The organism is Pontibacter sp. E15-1, assembly GCF_022601975.1.
Classification (GTDB): domain Bacteria; phylum Bacteroidota; class Bacteroidia; order Cytophagales; family Hymenobacteraceae; genus Pontibacter.
In genome coordinates, this window is record NZ_JAKVIR010000001.1 from 62,132 (window position 1) to 81,900 (window position 19,769).

Here is a 19,769-nt window from a genome sequence, read left to right on the forward strand (position 1 = left end):
CGTCTTAAGAAATGGCGACCAGCCGCTTTCGGCTGACCTACGGTAGCTTTAGGATGACACCTGACGCCTCGGCTTTTTTGTTGGCACAGCTGGCACACTGCCCTGCGCATGGCTTCTTCTTCAGCTGCCTGAAAGTAAGGATCGGGAAGCGCGTGTGGTAGGCCATGGTTTTGATGTAGTTGCTGCTGAACAGGCGCTGCATCAGGTAATTGTCCTGGGTGGCAAGGATCAGCATGCTGGCTGCCGACTTTTCTGCAAAGTCCGTGATTCCCTCCAGTTGGTCCTCTTCCTCCAGCAGCTTGAGCGACACGATTTCGCCCCCGAGTAGCTTCTCGATTTTCCGCATGGCGGCTTTGTAGCTGCTCAGGTTCTGGCGCTCTGCCCGGGTATATACATGCACCAGCGTCAAGTTTGCGCCCGCCTGCGTTGCAAAGCCAGCTATCTGCCGTAACACGCTTGCCTCCTGATCGGTGAAATCTGTGGCAAAAACCAGGTTCTCCAGCTTCTGGTATGTGGCGGTACAAGGCACCGCCATCACCGGGCAGCTCACTAACTCCATGATGGAGGCGGCATTATTCGGGTCGTTCCGCTCCGCTTCCTGATGTAAAACACAGGTTTCCATCAGCACCAGATCTACACTAAAGTCCCGGACCACGGTTTGTACGCATTCGCTCAGGCTGCCTGGCCGCACCACACACTCAAAAGGCACCCACGCTGCGCTGGATTGCTGACTTTCTCCGAGGAGGCGCCCGCCAAAAGCGCGCAGCTGCTGCATACCCTGACTTTGCTGCGTTAATGTCAGGCCTTCGGTGCCGAGGGTATGGAGCAGCAGGAGCTCTGCCCCAAGCGTGCTGGCCAGGTGTCCGGCGTAGCGCAGCAGGTTGCTGCCTGCCTTATCAAATTGGATGGGCACCAACACCCGCTTCATGTTCTCAGTTTTGCACATAGGTATAGCTCAAGGTCGTGTATGTATAAATTATTTCAGCGTATGATGATGCGCGGTAACAGGTTCCGCGTTGCTAGCTTCCGCTGGTTTCGTGCAGCAGCTTATTTCTGTTTTGTGCGCAGCCGTCACCACCACTTTCGGGCTCAAAAACGGAATCCCGAGCCCCAGGCCCCGCACGATAAACAGCAGGGCGAGGGTGATCCCGACATAGGGCACGGCCCTGTTGAACGTGCCGCGCATTTTCAGGCTGATGCGCTTGCCAGACAACGACACGAGGAGCATCAGCGGCAAGGTGCCTAGCCCGAACAGCGCCATATAGCCCATGGCACCGCCTATACCCGGCGCGCTTATGGCGCCCGCCAGCGCGATGTAGACAAACCCGCAAGGCAGCAGCCCGTTCAGCAGGCCGACCATAAACAAGGCACCGAGCGAGTTTTTCCGGAAGAAGTAGCCGATCTGGTGCCGTACCCAGGCCATCAGTTTGTCGGTGCCGAGCCAACGGGTATACCGGCCTTTGCGGGCAGCGGGCAAAACAAGCAGCAACAGTATGAGCACCCCGGAAACGATGGATACCGTCTGTTGCAGGCCAGCCAGCTGCAGTGTCTCGCCAAAAGCCCCCGCCAGTGCCCCCAACGAGGCGTAAGTCACGATCCGGCCGCAATTGTACAGGAGCCGGCCAGCGTAGTACCGCCAGCCGGAACTCCCGACAAAGGGCAGCGCCACGGCGATAGGGCCGCACATCCCGACGCAGTGGAAGCTGCCAACTAACCCAAAAAGTAAACCGGCCCAGATCATGGCCTGGTTACTTGTATGGCTTGCTCTGCAAAATAGGCCACATCGCCCACCGCGAAGTGCACGCGTACTTTCCAGCGCCCTTTCTCTAGCGCGGCGGCGTCAACCATCTGGCTCAGGTCGCGCCCCACCTGTAGCGGCAGTTCCTGGTCCAGCGCATTGTCTGAAGGGCGGAAAAGAATGATCTTCCCATGTATGGCCTGGCCTTTAAAGCTCTCGGGGAGCTGCACCAGGATGCGCTGCCCCGCCCGGTCAAAGGCCACGGCAACGTCTCCAGCCGCTTTTGTTCTGCCCACCATGTTAATGTGGTCCTGATACCGGATCTCCCGTTCGTAATAGTCTGTGCTTACCAGGTCCACCTCCAGGTGCATGGCCCTGTACACGAACATGGCAATATACCCCATAAACAGCGCCATGACCGCCACAACAGCGTATGGCCAGAGCGTGAAGGGCGTATTTTCTGCGGTAGTCTTCATTTCATTTTTCGTTTATCGTTTTTCGTTGGCCAGCACGCTATTGCGCCGGGCCCAGAAACTTGGTCTTTTGAGTGGTGATCAGTTCATCACCCCGGAACACGCCGATCTCTATCTCAGAGTTTAAGCCGGTAAGTTGCTCCTTCGGAATCTCAGTGAAGAAAACGCCCTCTGCAATGCCCTGCGCCGGCAGCACCAGCGCGTTGCCCACCACCTCAATCGTGCCCTGCTTGTGGAGCAGCCGGAGCGTGAGCGGTGCCGCGCGGTTTGTTTTGTTGATGACGGAGATGTTGTACAGGTTGCGGACATGCCCCTGCGCTGTTTGCTGGTAGAGCTGCCCCGGCGTGCGCAGGATGGTCGCCTCGGCCTCGTCGCGGGTGAGCAGCAGGGTGGTGAGCGCCGACAGCAGCACAACCAGCACCGCCGTGTAGCCCAGCACCCGCGTGGTAAAGAACTTCCACTCCCTGCCCTCGGCGATGCCTTCCTCAGATTCGTAGCGGATCAGTCCCTCGGGCTTGTCGATCATGCGCATGATGTCGTTGCAGGCGTCGATGCAGGCGGTGCAGTTGATGCACTCCAGCTGCTGCGCCCCGTTGCGGATGTCTATACCCGTTGGGCATACCTGTACGCACTGGTGGCAGTCAATGCAGTCGCCCTCGGTGCGCGCCTGGTTCTTGCGCAGTTTCCCGCGCGGCTCGCCACGGCCGTAGTCGTAGGCGACCACCACGGTTTTTTTGTCTTGCATCACGCCTTGCAGGCGGCCATAAGGGCAAACGATGGTGCAAACCTGCTCCCGAAAAAAAGCAAACACCCCGTAAAACACGCCCGTAAATGCCAGCAAGGTACCAAAGCCTGCCAGGTGGTGCAGCGGGCCTTCCGTGATAATCTGGCGCAGTTCCTCCACACCGATGATGTAAGCCAGGAAGGTGTTGGCAATCAGGAAAGAGAGTAGCAGAAACACGGCTGTTTTGGCGCTTTTCTTCAGGATCTTCTCGGTGTTCCAGGGCATCTTGTCCAGGGCGCGCTGCTTGGTGCTGTCCCCTTCTATGGCGTACTCGATGCGGCGGAACACCATCTCCATGAAAATAGTCTGTGGGCATACCCAGCCGCAGAACACGCGCCCATACACCACCGTGAAGAGGATGATGAAAACGACCAGCACCAGGAAGGCCAGCACCAACAGGAAGAAATCCTGCGGCCAGAAAAGCACGCCGAAAATCACGAACTTACGCTCCACCACGTTCAGCATCAGCAGCGGCAAGCCGTTGATCCTGATAAAAGGCCCGGCAAAAAAGAGCGCCAGCAGCAGGTAACTGACGTATTTTCGGTAGCTGTAGAGTCGGCCTTTCGGCTTTTTGGGGTATACCCAAACGCGTTTGCCCTGCTCATCTACTGTCGAAACATGGTCCCGGAACTCGTCGGGGGCGGTATGGATTTTACTTGCCATGGCAGTGAATTAAAAGTTTGGCAGTTAGAAGGTTTGGAAGTTAGAGAGCTCTAATATGCTGTCAATCCTGACTCAGACAAACCAGCGGAGGCAAGGCTGGCAAGAGCAGAAAGTGTTTTTTAACTTTCTAACTTCCAAACCTTCTAACTTTCTACATTTTCTCTCCCTGCGGCTCTTTTGCGTTTGCGGGGTTTGTGCCTTGCAAGCTCAGGATGTAGCTCGATACTTCCAGGATCTGGTCTTTGGTGAGCTTTCCTTGCCAGGGCACCATCCCTTTGGCCGGCACCCCGAACTTCACGGTTTTAAAGATGTCGTTCACGTCGCCGCCGTGCATCCAGTAATCATCTGTCAGGTTCGGGCCGACCACCCCCTGCCCTTCCTGGCCGTGGCAGGCGGCACAGTTCGTGCTGAAGATTGATTTCCCGGACGCCAGCGCGGCGGCGTCTGTCAGCGCTTCGTAGTTGGTCACTGCATTGGGGTCATCGGCATTGCTGGCCGCAAACAGCGCGGCCTGTTCCATCTCCATGGTATACTCCTCTATTTGGAGCGCCCCCGTCCTGAACACGTGGTAGTGCAGCATATACCCGACGGCAAACACAATGCTCACATAAAACATGGTTTTCCACCAGGGCGGCAGGTCATTGTCGTATTCCTGTATCCCGTCGAAGTCGTGGTTGGAGTGGATCTCGTCTTTTGCGGTGCCAGTTACCACGCTCGCGTCGCCGCGCAGCAGAAACAACACGCGCCCGGCAAAGGAACTGCGGAAGGCTTCGTCGTAGATTGAGTCGCCCAGCATGGGTATAAACAGGCGGAAAAGCATGACCAGCACGCTGATCATCAACAGGACAATGACTGCCGACAGGGCAATGATGAATAGCAGCGCAGGCGGAAGGTCCAGCCAGGCAACCTCCTGAGCTGCCACAGCTTCCTGGGCGTGGGCTGCCGGCGCAACCGCCAGCAATATAGTGGCCGCCAGCCCAAGGGCCAGGCCGCTTTTTCGGAACAATTGGTATATAGAGTTCATGGGCGTACTTCGTCAAGGGTGGTGTCTTCGTCTTCATTTCCGCAGGCAAAGTGGCTCATTGCCTGCACATGCTTTTTGTCCAGCAGGGCCACGTACACGAGCAGGCCCAGGAAAAACAGGAAGAAGATACTGAACGAGATCAGCGGGTATATTTCGATGCCGTCAATGGCTTGCAAAACGTTTTTATACATAGCTTTTTGGAGTTTTGGGACACAGGACGCAAGACACAGGATGTAAGACTTTTGTTCTCCATACCTGGCTTTTCAGGCAGTGCAGGTGAAAGCAATTTTTCAGCGCCTCCTATCTTGTGTCTTGTGTCTAATGTCTTATGTCTAATTTTCTTCTTTCACTTTAATATCGGTGCCCAGGCGTTGCAGATAGGCAATGAGGGCCACGATCTCTTTGTCGGGCTTCACGTCTATGCCTTCTTTCTTCAGGTCTGCCGCCACGGTGTTGGCCTGCGCCATCAGCTCTTCGTTGGCATTGGCGATGTAGGTGTCCTCGTAAGGCACGCCCAGCTTTTTCAGCGTCTCCAGTTTCGCCTGTGTCGTGCTCAGGTCGATTTCCTGCTCAAACAGCCAGGGATAAGGCGGCATGATGGAGCCCGGCGACATGGAGGTTGGATCCAGCATGTGGTTGTAGTGCCAGCTGTGCGGGTACTTGCCGCCCACGCGGTGCAGGTCCGGCCCGGTGCGCTTGGAGCCCCACAGGAAGTTGTGGTCGTACACGAACTCGCCTGCCTTGGAGTACTCGCCGTAGCGCTCGGTTTCAGAGCGGAAGGGGCGCACCATCTGGGTATGGCAGTTCACGCAGCCTTCTTTTATATATAAGTCGCGGCCCTGCAGCTCCAGCGAGGTGTAAGGCTTCACGCTGGCAATGGTCGGCACATTCGACTTGATAACGAAGGCAGGTATAAACTCTACCAGACCGCCGATCAGGATGGCAACCGTGGCGAAGATGGCCATCTGCGTGGGGCGCTTCTCGATCCAGCTGTGCCAGTGGCCGGCATTCAGGCTCTCGGAGGGCGCGGCTTTGGGTACTTCGGTGCGCTCGTTGGCAACCAGGCGACCAGTCTTAACGGTTTTATACAGGTTGTATACCATCAGGAACACCCCACTCAGGTAGAACAAGCCCCCTACGCCGCGCATGTAATACATTGGCACGATCTGCAGCACCGTCTCCAGGAAGTTCGGGTACTGCAGGGTGCCTTCTGCGGTAAACTGCTTCCACATCAGGCCTTGCGTGAAACCGGCCCAGTACATGGGTATGGCGTAGAAGAGGATGCCCAGCGTGCCCAGCCAGAAGTGCGCATTGGCCAGTTTCTTTGAGTGCAGCTGTGTTTTGTACAGGCGTGGGAACAGCCAGTATAGCATGGCAAATGTCAGGAAGCCGTTCCATCCCAGCGCCCCCACGTGTACGTGCGCCACAATCCAGTCGGTGAAGTGGGCGATGGCGTTCACGTTCTTCAGCGAAAGCATCGGGCCTTCGAAGGTGGCCATACCATAAGCCGTGATCGCCACCACCATAAACTTGAGCACCGGCTCTTCGCGCACCTTGTCCCAGGCCCCGCGCAGGGTAAGCAAACCGTTGATCATACCCCCCCAGCTCGGGGCGAGCAACATGATAGAAAACACTACCCCCAGCGACTGCGCCCAGTCCGGCAGCGAGGTATACAGCAGGTGGTGCGGGCCTGCCCAGATATAGATGAAGATCAGCGACCAGAAGTGTATGATAGACAGGCGGTAGGAGTATACCGGGCGGTTGGCGGCCTTGGGCAGGAAGTAGTACATCAGGCCCAGGAACGGCGTGGTCAGGAAGAACGCCACCGCGTTGTGGCCATACCACCATTGCACCAGCGCATCCTGCACGCCGGCATAACCGGAGTAGCTCTTGAACAGGTTAACCGGCATCTCATACGAGTTCACGATGTGCAGCACTGCCACCGTCAGGAAAGTGGCGATGTAGAACCAGATGGCCACATACATGTGCTTCTCGCGGCGCTTGGCAAGCGTGCCGAACATGTTCCAGCCAAACACCACCCAGATCAGCGTGATGGCGATATCAATTGGCCACTCCAGCTCGGCATATTCTTTCGAGGTGGTAATGCCCAGCGGAAGCGTGATCACGGCAGCCACGATGATCAGCTGCCAGCCCCAGAAGTTGATCTTGCTAAGCAGGTCGCTGTACATGCGGGCCTTGCAGAGGCGCTGCAGCGAGTAGTATACCCCCATGAAGATGGCGTTGCCCACGAAAGCGAAGATAACGGCGTTGGTGTGCAGGGGCCGCACCCGGCCGAAGGTGGTATACTGGGTGCCCATGTTCACGTCGGGGTTAGCCAGCTGGAAGGCGATGATCACCCCGATCAGCATGCCGGCGATGCCCCAGAACACGGTGGCGATCCCAAAATCCCGAACGATCCTGTTGTCATAGAAGAAGGTGTCGGTCGCCACCCGGTCAGGCGTTTTTCTGAATACTTCTACTAGATTAGTTGACATGTGCGGTGTCCTCCATTTTTGTTTGCGTATGCGATTGATTGTTTTTATGAAGTGCCGTTTCGGCGAGTGGACCAGCCGATGCAGGGTCTGATTCACATGTCAAAATTCGGCAGGAACGGCTTCTGAAAAGATGACCAAAGTCAGTATTTGCACTGATTGATATCAGCAGCAGGCAGGTATAAATAGAATGATACCAGGGAGGATTAAAGGGTATAACTCACTTAAAAATGGCATTTTATACCACTGCCGCACTACTACGGCACAAAATGAATAAGTGAGGCACACGAACTTGTGACAGCGTTGGACCGATACGAAAAGTCATACACGCTCACTTATTGCAGGAACTTAAGGAGTTTTCTCTGATTGGAACTGCTGACTCCCTTGCCACTACCTTAAGCCCGAGCAGATGCGCCGGCAAAGGGAACTGGAGGCAAGAAAGTGGAAAAAGAAAACCTCCAATAGCAAAGGCATCGGAGGTCACAAATTAAAAAGGGACTTCGTCTCAAAACCGCCAACTTATTTCAGGACGAGACAGTTACAGGAACCGTAGGCTGACTTACCCATTAGTTCTCTGGCACCAAAGTATATATCACCCACATCACGACCGTTTCTTATAGCTGAACACCGCCCATGCATTCAGTACCACGGCAAAGCCGATTATGGTCAACAGCTGTTGGCGAATTTCAGATAGCCCTGCCCCCTTCAGCACCACCAGCCGGATAACGTCTATGAAGTAGGCAACTGGGTTCAGGAGCGTGACCAACTGCGCCCACTCCGGCATGCTGTCTATGGACGTATAAAGACCGCTGAGCAGGATAAAGACCATCATCATAAAGAAGGAAATAAGCATGGCCTGCTGCTGGCTGTCGGCGTAGGAAGAGATAAGCAGCCCGAGCCCCAGCACTGCCAGCAGGTAGATAGCCGCAAACACATAGATTGTAACAAAGCTGCCAACCGGCACAATGCCATACACCACCCAGGAAAGAAAGAACCCGACTGTCAGCACCACCAAACCGAGAATCCAGAAGGGGATCAGCTTGCCCAGTATAAAATGATGTTTCTTGATCGGAGTTACGTTTATCTGCTCCATGGTACCCACCTCCTTCTCCCGCACAATATTAAGCGCTGTGAGGAATGAGCCGACCAGCGTCACCAGAATCACCAGGATTCCCGGCACCATAAAGTATTGGTAGTTCATGAAGGGGTTGAACCAGTTGGAGGGCACGATTTCTATGCGTGTCTCGGGGTTGAACCGTGGCAACTGTACCCAGTTCAGCCGTACTTCGCGGTTGTAGTCCTGAATAATCGTCCGCAGGTAAGCGCCTCCCAGGTTGGCTTTCACTCCATTGATCGCGTTGAGCGCCATAAACAGGGTCGCCTCATTCTCGCGTACCAGCGTCCGCTCAAACCGTGGCGGGATCTCCAGGATCAGGTCCGCCCTGTCTTCTTCCACCTCGTGCATGGCATCTGCAAAGGATTGTGTGTAAGTGTTCAGTAAAAAGTACCCCGAGGCGGTGATCTTGTGTACCAGTTCCTGTGAGTATGGCGAATTATCATGGTCTACGATGCTGAGGCGGATGTTCTTCATCTCGTAGTCTGCCGCCCAGGGCAATACAACCAGCTGCAAAATCGGCATGACGAAAATCATGCGAAGGATGGCCTTGTCCCGGAAGATTTGCCGGAACTCCTTTTGAAGTAGAAACAGTAGCGTCCTCATGCGAGCCGTATCTTAAATTTTTTGATACTCATAAACAGGAAGAACAGCAGCATACCCGATAGTATAAGCGTCTCCTTCCACACAGCTTCCATCCCGACTCCTTTAATCATCACAGAGCGCACGATGATATAGTACCACTTGGCGGGAACCAGGTGGGATAAAAGCTGTAAAATGGTTGGCATGTTCTCAATGGGGAACATAAAGCCGCTGAGCATGAGGGCGGGCAGGAACATACCGGTAAGTGAGATGAACATAGCCGTCTGCTGCGAGTCTGTTATGGCAGAGATTAGCAGGCCCAGCGCCAGCGAGGTTACCGTAAAGAGTATGCTTTGGAGTACCAGCAAAGTGAGGCTTCCGTTAATGGGCACATCCAGCACAAAATAACTTAACATCAGGATAGTGGCAATATTTATCAGGGAGAGCAGCAGGTACGGAACGGCCTTTGCCGTGACGATTTTCATCGGCTGTACCGGCGAAACCAGCAGCACTTCCATCGTACCGGTTTCCTTCTCCCGCACAATGGTGATGGCCGTCATCATGGTACAGACCAGCATGAGCACCATCGCCATCACACCGGGCACAAAGCTATAGGCGCCTTTCAGTTGGGGGTTATAGAGCATCCGAAACTGAGTGGTAATGGTATAGGGGAGATTGCGGCCATCGGTGATCCGGTCCTGAAAATCCAGAATGACCGCAGCCGCATAGTTTGTCAGGGTGTTAGCGACGTTAGGGTCTGAGGCATCCGCGATCAGCTGCACCTGGGCATTGTGGAGGTGGAGCAGATCGGAGCCAAAATTTGGGGGAAGCACAACCGCCATTTTAATGTTTCCCTTTTTAAACTCCTCTTCCACCTCCTGATAAGACCGCAGGCGCTTTTCTATATTGAAATAGCGGCTGGCCTGCAGTTCGGCAATGAGGGAGGAAGTTGCCTCGTCTTTAGACTGGTCAAACACGGCGATGTCAGCATTCTTTACCTCGTTGGTGAGGGCAAAGCCAAAGATAACCACCAGAATCACCGGCATGCCCAGCAGAATGAACATCGTGCGCGGATCGCGGAAAATGTGATAGAACTCTTTCCTTACAAAGGAAATGAACTGTTTCATGCGTTCGCTCTTTTAAATACGTATGGGCTGCCACTTCATGGCTGGTGTTTAATCTGCCCTGGTAGCTTTTCTGGCCAGCTTGATGAATACATCCTCCATGCTGCCCACCTCATACTGCTGCTTCAGATTTTTCGGGGTATCCAGGGCATCGATGCGGCCATCCACCATAATGGAAACGCGGTTGCAGTATTCCGCCTCGTCCATGTAGTGCGTCGTCACGAAAACCGTGATACCCGACTCTGCCGCCTCATAAATCATGGTCCAGAACTCCCGCCGCGTGACAGGGTCCACACCGCCGGTAGGTTCGTCCAGGAAAACGATTTCCGGCTCATGGAATATCGCCACCGAGAAAGCCAGCTTCTGTTTCCAGCCCAGCGGCAACGACTTCACCAGCTTGTTCTCCTCCTCCTTCAGGCGCAGCTGGTGTAGCAGCCGCGCTGTGTTGTCCTTGATGAACTGGTCACTCATCCCATAAATGCCCGCGAAGAACCGGATATTCTCCCGCACTGTCAGATCTTCGTAGAGCGAAAATTTTTGGCTCATATAGCCAATGCTACGCTTTATCTGCTCAGTTTGCCGGTATACATCAAAGCCTGCCACGGTAGCCTCGCCGTCCGAAGGTATAGACAGGCCGCTCAGCATGCGGATGGCCGTGGTTTTACCGGCACCGTTAGCTCCCAGAAATCCGAAAATCTCCCCCTTCTCCACCTCAAAAGAGATGGCATCCACGGCTGTGAAATCGCCGAAGCGTTTGGTCAGCTGATTTGCTGTGATTACCTTTTCTTTATCTATTCCCATCAAGAGTCCGTTTTCATTAGCGCTATAAAACAATCTTCCACATCAGGCTTAATTTGCTGTAGCTCCAGCGACTCATGCTGCTGTTCCTGCAGGTACGCCTGCAGTTCCTGCTGCTGGTTCTCCTTTTGCAGCACGGCATGGTGGTACTCCCCGAACGCATAGCTGTCGAACAGGCCGGGGAAACTCTGCAGGTCCTTCAGGAGGCGAAACATATTATCTGCCTTGACGGCCACCAGGGGATTTTCAAAGTCCCTGATGATGCCTTCCGGCGTGTTAATCGACATAATCTCACCGGTCTGTATCAGCGCCACGCGGTCGCAGAGGCTGGCTTCATCCATGTAGGGGGTGGAGACCAGTATGGTTATCCCCTGCTCCTTTAGCTTTCGCAGCATCTCCCAGAACTCCTTCCGCGACACGGCATCCACCCCGGTGGTGGGCTCATCCAGGAACAGTACAGAAGGCCGGTGAATCAGCGCGCAGCTCAGTGCCAGCTTCTGCTTCATACCTCCCGACAGCTTGCCTGCCTTTCGGTCTTTGAAGGGCTCGATCTGCTCATAAATATCCTTGATCAAGTCGTAGTTTTCCCCTACCGTGGTATGGAAGATGGTCGCGAAGAACTTCAGGTTCTCCTCTACCGTCAGGTCCTGGTAAAGCGAGAAGCGACCCGGCATATACCCTACCCGCTTCCGTATTTCCCTGTAGTCCTCCACCACGTCATACCCATCTACCTGCGCCTGGCCGCCTTCAGGCACCAGCAGCGTTGTCAGGATGCGGAAGAGCGAGGTCTTCCCGGCACCATCCGGCCCAATGATCCCGAACAGCTCCCCTCGCTCCACCTCAAAGGAAACCCCTTTCAGCGCATGCGTCACCTCCTTTTTGGTGCCATAGCGCTTCTCCAGGTTATCGGCTTTCACAGCTGTGCTCATTTCTCCTCCTCTCCTTCCCCCGACAACCTGACTTCTCCATACATACCTACCTTCAGGTAGCCGTCATTCTTCACCCGAACTTTTATGGCATAAACCAGGTTTGCGCGTTCCTCTTTCGTCTGTATGGTTTTTGGAGTGAATTCTGCTTTATCCGAAACCCAGGTTATGGTGCCAGGCAGTTCTTTGTAGCCTTCTCCCTGGTCTACGAACACGTTTACCTGCTGTCCCAGCCGCACCTGCGGCAGCTGACTGCCGGTGATGTAGGCACGCAGGGTCATGGTGGAGAGGTCTGCTATTTTGTAAAGGGGCTTGCCCGGTGCAGTAATCTCCCCCTCCTCGGCGTAGGTAGAAAGCACGGTGCCACTGACCGGGTTGGTGATGCTGGCGTCGTCCAGTTGGTTCTCCAGCTGTGCCACGCGTTTCTGCAGCGGCTTGTTTTCGCTCAGTATACCACGGTTCTGGGTGTAAGTGGCAGTGCGTTGCACGTTTATCTGCTGCTGCGTTACCTCCATCTGCCCTTTCAGCACATCTATCTGCGAATTTATATCGTCGAGCTGCTTGCCTGTGGCAGCGTCGGCGGCGATGAGGTTCTGCGTGCGTTTCTGCTCCCGCTCCAGCGCAGCCAGTTGTGCCTTCTGTACCTTTAACTGGTTCCAGAGCAATTCTATCTGCGGCTGCACATCCAGGGTTTTCTCCTGCAGGGCTTCTATGCTTGCCTCCACTTGCTCCTTCTGCAGCACCAGGTTCTGCGCATCAATCGCCCCGACCACCTTTCCTGCTGCCAGCTGCTGCCCCTCTTCCACGGTAAAGGAGTCAATCCTGCCACCCAGTTCTGAAGAAACGATCACTTCATCGGCCTCAAAGGTACCGGTGGCGTCAAATTCCGGCTCATCGCTACCGCAACCGGAAAGTAGTAGCCCAATTACCAGCGTATACAAAAACTGCGTCTTTCTCATAAAACAAAATATTCAGGTTAGTGGCCAAGTAGGGTACTATAGGTGATCTTTGCCTGTAACAGTTGCAGTTGGTGCAGGATAAGGGTAAGCCTGGCCTGATCCTCGGCATATACCTCGCGCAGGTAGTCGTTGGCGGTTATCACCCCGTTCTCCAGCTGGGCATTGGCAGCGGCCTTTACTTTCCTGCGCAACGCCGCAATCTCCCTGTCGGTCTCCAAAAGCTGCGCTAGCTTCTCTATCTCGGCTTGCTGCTGCTTCAGCTGCGCATTTGTGTTGAGCAGAAAAGTTTCGCGTTGCACCTCTGTCAGCTGCTGCTGCACAGCAAGTATTCGTTTGTCGTTCCGGTAAGTATAGAAATTGCTGATAGACCAATTCAACCGAACCCCTCCCATATACCACCAGTCTGCTCCATTCTGCAGGAAATTAAGACCTGGATTTCCATACCCGCTTTGCCCAAACAGACTTGTCTTAGGCAGGTTGCGGGCTAATATCAGCTTATTCTGCTGCTCCAGTAGTGTTCGTTGGGTGGAGTATAGTTTCAGCTCCGGGCGCTGTATCTCAGCTTTACCGGCAAGCTCTGTTTCAGCAGGAACGGCAAGTGTAACGCTTTCAACCAGTGTCTGTCCCAGGAAGAGGGAAAGCGTCTGCAGCGTGGCCTGGCGGGAGGCCTGCAGTTCAGTCCGGCGCTGGGTATTTTTAAGAAGTTCAGCTTGCAGCAGGTATAAATTTGACTTGAAGCTCACCCCGTTTTTTACCTGCGCGTCCACCTTCCGGATACCTGCCTCCAAATCCTGCTGCACCAGATTTACCTGTTCCAGCTGCTGGTCCAATAGAAGGGTGCCCAGGTACAGCTGATTTATGCGTTCCCGGAGCTTATGCAGCTCCACTTCAACCTGCTGCGTTTCTACGGCTGTGCTTAATTGCGCTACGTTCTTTTGCTGCCGTATAACCCCGCCGTCGTAAACCAGCTGGTTCACATCGGCAGTTATCCTGTATTGCTCTTTAGGTGGCGAGGGAATCTCCATGTTGGGCAGCTCTAAGGGCACATTCGTGACATCCGATTGGTAAGTAGCCTGCCCATTAACAGAGAGTTGGGGCAGGTAGCCTTTGTTCAGCCTGTCCAGCGTGTACTGCTCCGTTTGCCGCAGCAGGTCGCGCTGCCGCGTAATTGGGTAGTTTTGCTGTGCCAGTTCCTGGGCCTTCTCTAATGTGAGCGTTGGCATTTGTTGGGCATAGAGGCCACAAGGCACCAGGCCTGCCAGAAGCAGTAGCAGCTTAATCGTTCTATTCAACCATTCACTTAACCGCGGCATAAACTCAGTTTGCATGGACAACTTATTTCTTATTATCAGTTTTACGCATCCCATTCTTTTATGAGTGCTATCTATTATATATTACATCTTGTTTTAGGCTTCAAACAATGTATTTGTGTGTGAATGTTCACTAACTAATATGCCTCTAAAAAAAGTCAGTTCCTTTTAAAACTGACTCAAGATCGAGGCCAGGAGCAAGTGGTTTTCTCAGTTATCAGTTAAGATGAGAAAAACAGGTATACAACAAAAATCACTGGGTATATCGGCAATACACACTTATTATACTATATTGATTGTTCACTTTTTCTTTATGATAATTAATAAGGCATCCAGGAGCTTGTTTCCATCTTCATGAATATCGGCCTTAAAACCTGACAGCCGCCACTTCAACATCTGTAGCCTGAAGGAGGCCATCACAACATGTGTCAGCATTTCGGCCGTAACTTCATCCGTAAAAACACCTGATTGCTGGCCATCTACCAAGGTGGGCAGCAAATGACTCATTTTTACTTTCATTATTTTAAGCAAAGCCTCATTAATTCTCTGACTTTCTTCCATTAGCCCATCTGAAAGCACGGCAACCACAAAATATGGCTTCTGCTCAAAGAACATAAACTGACTTTGGAACAGGGCCCTAAATTTCTCTTCAGGAGTTCCAGCACCCTCACTTACTTTAGTAAAGCGTTCATCCATTTTTTCAGCCAGGTAATTCAACATGGCCACAATGATATCTTCCTTACTAGAGAAATGACGATAAATGGCACTTTCAGAAAACTTCATCTCTTTCGCCATGTTCTTTATGGTCAGGCCGCTAACACCAGATGCAGAAAGTATCTTTCCAGCTGCTTCTATTATTTCTAGTTGCCTGTATGTTACATCTGTAGTCATGGAGAATCAACATTATTCTTTGAGAGTGAACGTTCACTCTCAAAGAAAGACATAAATTTCTGCCGATGCAAGGTTTCCCCTGAAAATAAAAAAAGAGACTCTTTCTTTACACTCCAACTTAAAACAAAGAGTAGGTTTAAATTTCATTTTTGGAAGCGAAAAATGTTCAGGAAGGGTTCTGACGAGGCGTTTTTTGAGCCGCATAGCAGCGTTATGGGGCGATAAAAAGGTGAAGTCAGGTTCCTTGATGGACGTTTTGTAGCCCAAAAGATGAATTTTAAACATGCTCTTAGGCCAATTTCGAGCAACTTAATGTCTAAATCCTGTAGAATAGGCTATAACTTCAGTTTTAGATATCCCCAATCAAAAACAGCTGTAGTATAGTAGAGGTACCGGCAGCAATCCGTTGCGTAGAAAGCGCAGCGGCTACAAGCTACAGCTTTTCGTCTTCTCCGGGCTTGCGGGCCGGTGCCGGTTCATCATCAAACAGCATGCGCACCGCCGGGGTATAATCGTCGTCATACTGGCCGGTGCGCACCGCCCATAAAAACGCGCCCAGGAAAAGCGCGGCCACCGTTATACTAATCCCGATCATCAGAAAAATTATGTACATGGATTCTGGTATGTATAGGTATAAATTGAAATCACAAAGCAAGCAGCTACCGGACCGGAAGCCCAGCCTACAGTCCGGCCCGTTTTGCGGCGATTTTCACTGACAGCGTGGCGAACACGATCACGCTGAGCGAGCTGATGGGCATGAGTATAGCCGAGGCGATGGGGGAAAACAGCCCCTGCACCGCCAGCGACAAGCCGATGACATTGTACACCAGCGACACGGCAAACGCAGCCAGGATGATCCGCATGCTTGTTTTGGAGAAGCGCAGGAACTTACTCAGCCGGTCGAAGGCGGAGGCATCCAGAATCGCGTCGCAGGAGGGCGAGAAGTTGGTGATGCTGTTGGTCAGGGCTATACCGGCATCGCTCTGGCGCAAGGCCCCGGCGTCGTTCAGCCCGTCACCCACCATCAACACCTTGTGGCGGTGACTTTGGAGTTGCTGTATGTACTCCAGCTTTTGTACCGGGCTCTGACTGAAATTGAGCGCTGCCTCAGCCCCCAGCAGTTTCTGCAGGCGCGCCCGCTCATGGTCGTTGTCGCCGGAAAGCACCGCAATGCGCTTGTCGCTCAGTTCGGTCAGGATGCCTTTCAGGCCCTGCCGATACACATTGTAGAAGGTATAATAGCCCAGCACTACACCGTCCACAGCGATGTATACACTCGTTTTCAGGGAATCTGAGGTATGGCCCGGCGCAATGCCCAAATAGGCGGCAGACCCGGCGCGGATGAAACTGCCATTCACTTTGCCCGACACCCCTTTGCCAGCATACTCCTGAAAATCATCCACATCCGTGGTGTCGGCTGGCAGGCTCTGGAAAATACGCTGGCTGAGCGGGTGCGTGGAGTGGCGCAGCACCGATTTTATACCCTGCTCCTGGGCACTTGTAAGCGCTTTGCCGGTATAGCCCAACTCCGCAGCGCTGGTCTCGGTCAGGGTGCCCGTCTTGTCGAAAACAACGGTGTCGATGCTGGCGAGCGCCTCTACCACCGCCGTGTTTTTCAGGTAAAACTTGTTCTTGCCGAACACCCGCAGGGTATGGCCGTGCACAAAAGGCGCGGCCAGCGACAGCGCGCACGGGCAGGCGATGATCAGCACTGAGGTAAAGGATTTCATGGCCATGTTCAGGTCGCGCGGCACCCAGTAGGCAAGCGCCCCGGCGGCAATCAGCAGCGTGGCGATGATAAACCACTTGCCCGCCACGTTGGAATAGGTGCTCACGCGCTGCTCCTCGTTCTTGGAGAACACGCTGTCGTTCCACAGCTGGGTCAGGTAACTCTGCGAGACTTCCTTTACCACTTCCAGCTCGATGCTCTCCCCCACCTGCCGTCCGCCGGCGTAAATCACCTCGCCCGCCACCATCTCCACGGGTTCCGACTCGCCGCTCACAAAGCTATAGTCAATCCGGGCGGAGCCGCACAGCAAGAGGGCATCTGCCGGTAGCAGCTCCTGGTTGCGGATCCTGACGCGGTCGCCCACCTTCAGGTTCCGAACCGCTACAGCAGCTTCCGCCTCATCGCGCAGCACCGTTACCGATACCGGAAAATAGGCGGTATAATCTCTGTCGAAGGAAAGCGTGTCGTAGGTTTTCTGCTGGAAGTATTTGCCAATCAGCATAAAGAACACCAGGCCAGTGAAGGAGTCGAAATAGCCCGGGCCGGTACCGGTAACGACCTGATAGAAGCTGACTGTAAAAAGCGCCAGCAGGCCGGTGGCAATGGGCACGTCTATGTTCACCATCCGCTGTTTTATACCCCCCACCGCCGAAGTAAAGAAACCACGCGCACTGTACAGGAGCACCGGCAGCGAGAGCAGCAGGCTCAAATATCCGAAAAAGGTGCCGTATGTGCGCTGCAGCCCGTCTGTCACGGAGAGGTACTCCGGGAAAGCCAGCAGCATCACGTTCCCGAAACAAAAGCCCGCGATTCCCAGCTTGTACAGGAGCGTGCGATTCGGCTTGCTGGTCTTCCTGCCATCTGTGTCGGCCAGGGTAATTTCCGGCTCATAGCCGATCCGGGCCAGGAGCGCCACGACCTCGCGCAGCGTGGTTTGCTGGTGCAGAAAAGTGAGCGAGATCTCCTTGCGCATGAAATTTACCCGAGACTCTGAAATACCCGGGTTCAGCCTGAAAAGGTTTTCCAGCAGCCAGATGCAGGAGCTGCAATGCATCTGGGGCACGTGAAAGGTGAGCTTGCAGATGGAGTCGTTGCGGAAATTGATCAACTGGGCGGCCACGCCGGCATCATCGAGGTAAGCAAAGCGGGCTTCCTGCTGTAGGGCTTTGCCCGTTATGCCCGGGTTTTGCTCCAGGGTATAATAGGTGCAGAGGTTGTTGTCCTCCAGCAGTTCGTAAACGGTTTTGCAACCGGCACAGCAAAAGGATTTCCCGTGTGCGAGTATCAGTTCATCAACGCATTCATCCCCGCAATGATAGCAGTACTGAACATCGGTTAGAAGTGCGGTTTCCATCTCAGTTTTCCTTTATATATGGTATAAAGGTAGCGGGAGGCGCTGTCGGAAAAGATGACAAGTGTCACCCGTTGCCCTGATCCTGATCAGCAGGAAAAGGTGCCGGGGTTGTTTTTGATTGGGGTATACGGCATTAAATGGACTTGCTGAACACCTGCTGCTCGGCAGTGTTCGCCGTTTCGCGCAGCCTGCGGTCGAATTTGGCGCACACGTTGCGCACAAAGGCCTGGCCCGCCGCGGTTATCGTGAGCCTGTCTTCTGAAAGCACGATCAGTTGCTCTTCGGCCATCTGCTGCAGCTCCGCCAGGGCGTTGGCGTCTACGCTCTGCAGCAGCCTCTCGTTCAGCTCAAGCTCACCGCGACAGGCAAGCTGTAGGATGGCCTCTTTCAGCAGCAGGTCTTCTTCGCTCAGAAAGTGCCCTTTCAGCGCGGCCAGTTCTCCGGCGGCTATCGCTTGCTGGTAGGCCTCCACCGTTTTCAGGTTCTGCATGTAAGCATACCTGGCATCGCTGATAGAGGACGTGCCCAGGCCAAGGAGCAGTTCTGTCGGGCATGTGGTATAGCCCATAAAGTTGCGGTGCAGCTCCTTCCGCTGGTATGCCTTGTACAGGGCATCCTGCGGCAAGGCAAAGTGATCCATGCCGATGTCGGTATACCCGAGCGCCCGGAATCTTCGGAGGCCGAGCTCGTAAAGGGCGCGTTTCGCGGCGTTGTCGGGCAGATCTTTTTCGGCATAGCTGCGTTGGCCCGGCTTTACCCAGGGCACATGCGCGTACGAGTAAAAGGCAATACGGTCCGGCATCAGCGCAGCCACCTTGTCAATCGTGTCGCCCACGGTCTCCAGGGTCTGGTGAGGCAACCCGTAGATCAGGTCGAAATTCACGGACGCGTAGCCGATGCTGCGGGCCGCTTCGGTAACGCGCCTCACGTTTTCGAAGGGCTGCACACGGTTGATCGTGACCTGCACTTTCGGGTCGAAATCCTGAATACCGTAACTCACCCTCCGAAACCCAAGGTCATAGAGCGTTTGCAGGTGCTCGGCCGTGGTGTTGTTCGGATGGCCCTCGAAGCTGAACTCTTTTTCCGGGTGAAATTCTGCCCCGGCATAAATCCCCTCCAGCAGTTTGCGCAGGTTCGCCGGTTTGAAAAAGGTAGGCGTGCCTCCGCCCAGGTGCACCTCGCGCAGAATGGGCTTTTCGGGAAAATGGCGCGAGTACTGCCCCCACTCCCGCAAAACAGCCTGTATATACCCCTCCTCTACCCCGTGGTTTTTAGTGATCCGGGTATTGCAGCCGCAATAGGTGCAAAGCTGCTCACAAAACGGCAGGTGTATATACAGGCTTATACCCTTCGTGGCATTCGAGGCGACAAAGGTATGTTTTACCACGTCCATCCAGCGCTTTGCATCGGGCGCGGCCTGGCTCCAGTAAGGCACGGCAGGGTAACTGGTATAGCGCGGTGCGGGCACGTTGTATTTCTGAATCAGAGACTCTTTTTGCGTATGCTGCATTTTTCTGCGCATAAAAGATTTGACTTTTACACTCCGGCAAAGTACAGCGAAATCAGCCAGTGCCTGACTGATGCCCGACAGGCGAGGGAATGATTTATATCACTTTTCTGATAATCCTGGTTCCGGATGGGTTGGCTGGTGGGTTGGCTAACCAGGCTCTGCTACGGCCTAAGTTTATATCTCATACCTACCTCATACCTACTCAGCGTCAAGAGCGACACACCGAAGTATGCACCGCCTTATGTATTACAGCGTAGCTGCTGAATCAGCCCAGTATTTTGGCCCCGGTTCATTAGGC

17 protein-coding genes are annotated in these 19,769 nt (G+C 54.0%); all 17 read right to left on the reverse strand.

Annotated features, from left to right (window positions below; translation table 11 throughout):
- Positions 1 to 37: 37 nt before the first annotated feature.
- A complete protein-coding gene (locus MKJ04_RS00245; protein ID WP_241638142.1) occupies positions 38 to 946 on the reverse strand; it encodes a universal stress protein in 909 nt (302 codons plus the stop codon).
- Positions 947 to 976: 30 nt separating this feature from the next.
- Positions 977 to 1,741, reverse strand: coding sequence for a sulfite exporter TauE/SafE family protein (locus MKJ04_RS00250; protein WP_241638144.1), 765 nt, complete (start codon positions 1,739 to 1,741; stop codon positions 977 to 979).
- The gene (locus tag MKJ04_RS00255) at positions 1,738 to 2,214 is read right to left on the reverse strand and encodes a FixH family protein (protein ID WP_241638146.1); all 477 of its coding nucleotides are present in this window, start codon (positions 2,212 to 2,214) and stop codon (positions 1,738 to 1,740) included. Before MKJ04_RS00255 ends, MKJ04_RS00250 begins: the two co-directional genes overlap by 4 nt.
- Before the next feature lie 37 nt (positions 2,215 to 2,251).
- Complete coding sequence (gene ccoG / locus MKJ04_RS00260) at positions 2,252 to 3,658, reverse strand: cytochrome c oxidase accessory protein CcoG (RefSeq protein ID WP_241638148.1); 1,407 nt, start codon at positions 3,656 to 3,658, stop codon at positions 2,252 to 2,254.
- Positions 3,659 to 3,809: 151 nt separating this feature from the next.
- The gene (locus tag MKJ04_RS00265; RefSeq protein ID WP_241638150.1) at positions 3,810 to 4,682 is read right to left on the reverse strand and encodes a cbb3-type cytochrome c oxidase N-terminal domain-containing protein; all 873 of its coding nucleotides are present in this window, start codon (positions 4,680 to 4,682) and stop codon (positions 3,810 to 3,812) included.
- Positions 4,679 to 4,873 (reverse strand): hypothetical protein, encoded by a 195-nt coding sequence (locus tag MKJ04_RS00270; RefSeq protein ID WP_241638152.1) that lies wholly within the window; start codon positions 4,871 to 4,873, stop codon positions 4,679 to 4,681. The genes MKJ04_RS00265 and MKJ04_RS00270 overlap by 4 nt, the downstream gene beginning before the upstream one ends.
- A 141-nt stretch (positions 4,874 to 5,014) precedes the next feature.
- Positions 5,015 to 7,177, reverse strand: a complete 2,163-nt coding sequence (gene ccoN / locus MKJ04_RS00275; protein WP_241638154.1) for a cytochrome-c oxidase, cbb3-type subunit I — start codon at positions 7,175 to 7,177, stop codon at positions 5,015 to 5,017.
- 598 nt (positions 7,178 to 7,775) lie between these two features.
- Complete coding sequence (locus tag MKJ04_RS00280) at positions 7,776 to 8,894, reverse strand: ABC transporter permease (protein ID WP_241638156.1); 1,119 nt, start codon at positions 8,892 to 8,894, stop codon at positions 7,776 to 7,778.
- Entirely contained in the window at positions 8,891 to 9,997 is a 1,107-nt protein-coding gene (locus tag MKJ04_RS00285) for an ABC transporter permease (protein ID WP_241638157.1), read from the reverse strand. The genes MKJ04_RS00280 and MKJ04_RS00285 overlap by 4 nt, the downstream gene beginning before the upstream one ends.
- 48 nt (positions 9,998 to 10,045) lie before the next feature.
- The gene (locus MKJ04_RS00290; protein ID WP_241638159.1) at positions 10,046 to 10,795 is read right to left on the reverse strand and encodes an ABC transporter ATP-binding protein; all 750 of its coding nucleotides are present in this window, start codon (positions 10,793 to 10,795) and stop codon (positions 10,046 to 10,048) included.
- The gene (locus tag MKJ04_RS00295) at positions 10,795 to 11,721 is read right to left on the reverse strand and encodes an ABC transporter ATP-binding protein (RefSeq protein ID WP_241638161.1); all 927 of its coding nucleotides are present in this window, start codon (positions 11,719 to 11,721) and stop codon (positions 10,795 to 10,797) included. Before MKJ04_RS00295 ends, MKJ04_RS00290 begins: the two co-directional genes overlap by 1 nt.
- Positions 11,718 to 12,677 carry an HlyD family secretion protein gene (locus MKJ04_RS00300; RefSeq protein WP_241638163.1) on the reverse strand — a complete coding sequence of 320 codons (960 nt, stop codon included), beginning with the start codon at positions 12,675 to 12,677 and terminating at the stop codon, positions 11,718 to 11,720. Before MKJ04_RS00300 ends, MKJ04_RS00295 begins: the two co-directional genes overlap by 4 nt.
- A gap of 17 nt (positions 12,678 to 12,694) precedes the next feature.
- The gene (locus MKJ04_RS00305; protein WP_241638165.1) at positions 12,695 to 13,969 is read right to left on the reverse strand and encodes a TolC family protein; all 1,275 of its coding nucleotides are present in this window, start codon (positions 13,967 to 13,969) and stop codon (positions 12,695 to 12,697) included.
- A 318-nt stretch (positions 13,970 to 14,287) separates the two neighbouring features.
- Complete coding sequence (locus MKJ04_RS00310) at positions 14,288 to 14,878, reverse strand: TetR/AcrR family transcriptional regulator (protein ID WP_241638167.1); 591 nt, start codon at positions 14,876 to 14,878, stop codon at positions 14,288 to 14,290.
- A gap of 433 nt (positions 14,879 to 15,311) precedes the next feature.
- On the reverse strand, positions 15,312 to 15,491 hold the full coding sequence (gene ccoS / locus MKJ04_RS00315; protein ID WP_241638169.1) for a cbb3-type cytochrome oxidase assembly protein CcoS: 180 nt from the start codon (positions 15,489 to 15,491) through the stop codon (positions 15,312 to 15,314).
- A gap of 67 nt (positions 15,492 to 15,558) precedes the next feature.
- Positions 15,559 to 17,961 carry a heavy metal translocating P-type ATPase gene (locus MKJ04_RS00320; RefSeq protein ID WP_241638172.1) on the reverse strand — a complete coding sequence of 801 codons (2,403 nt, stop codon included), beginning with the start codon at positions 17,959 to 17,961 and terminating at the stop codon, positions 15,559 to 15,561.
- Between the two features lie 133 nt (positions 17,962 to 18,094).
- Positions 18,095 to 19,471, reverse strand: coding sequence for an oxygen-independent coproporphyrinogen III oxidase (hemN, locus tag MKJ04_RS00325; RefSeq protein WP_241638173.1), 1,377 nt, complete (start codon positions 19,469 to 19,471; stop codon positions 18,095 to 18,097).
- Positions 19,472 to 19,769: the final 298 nt, after the last annotated feature.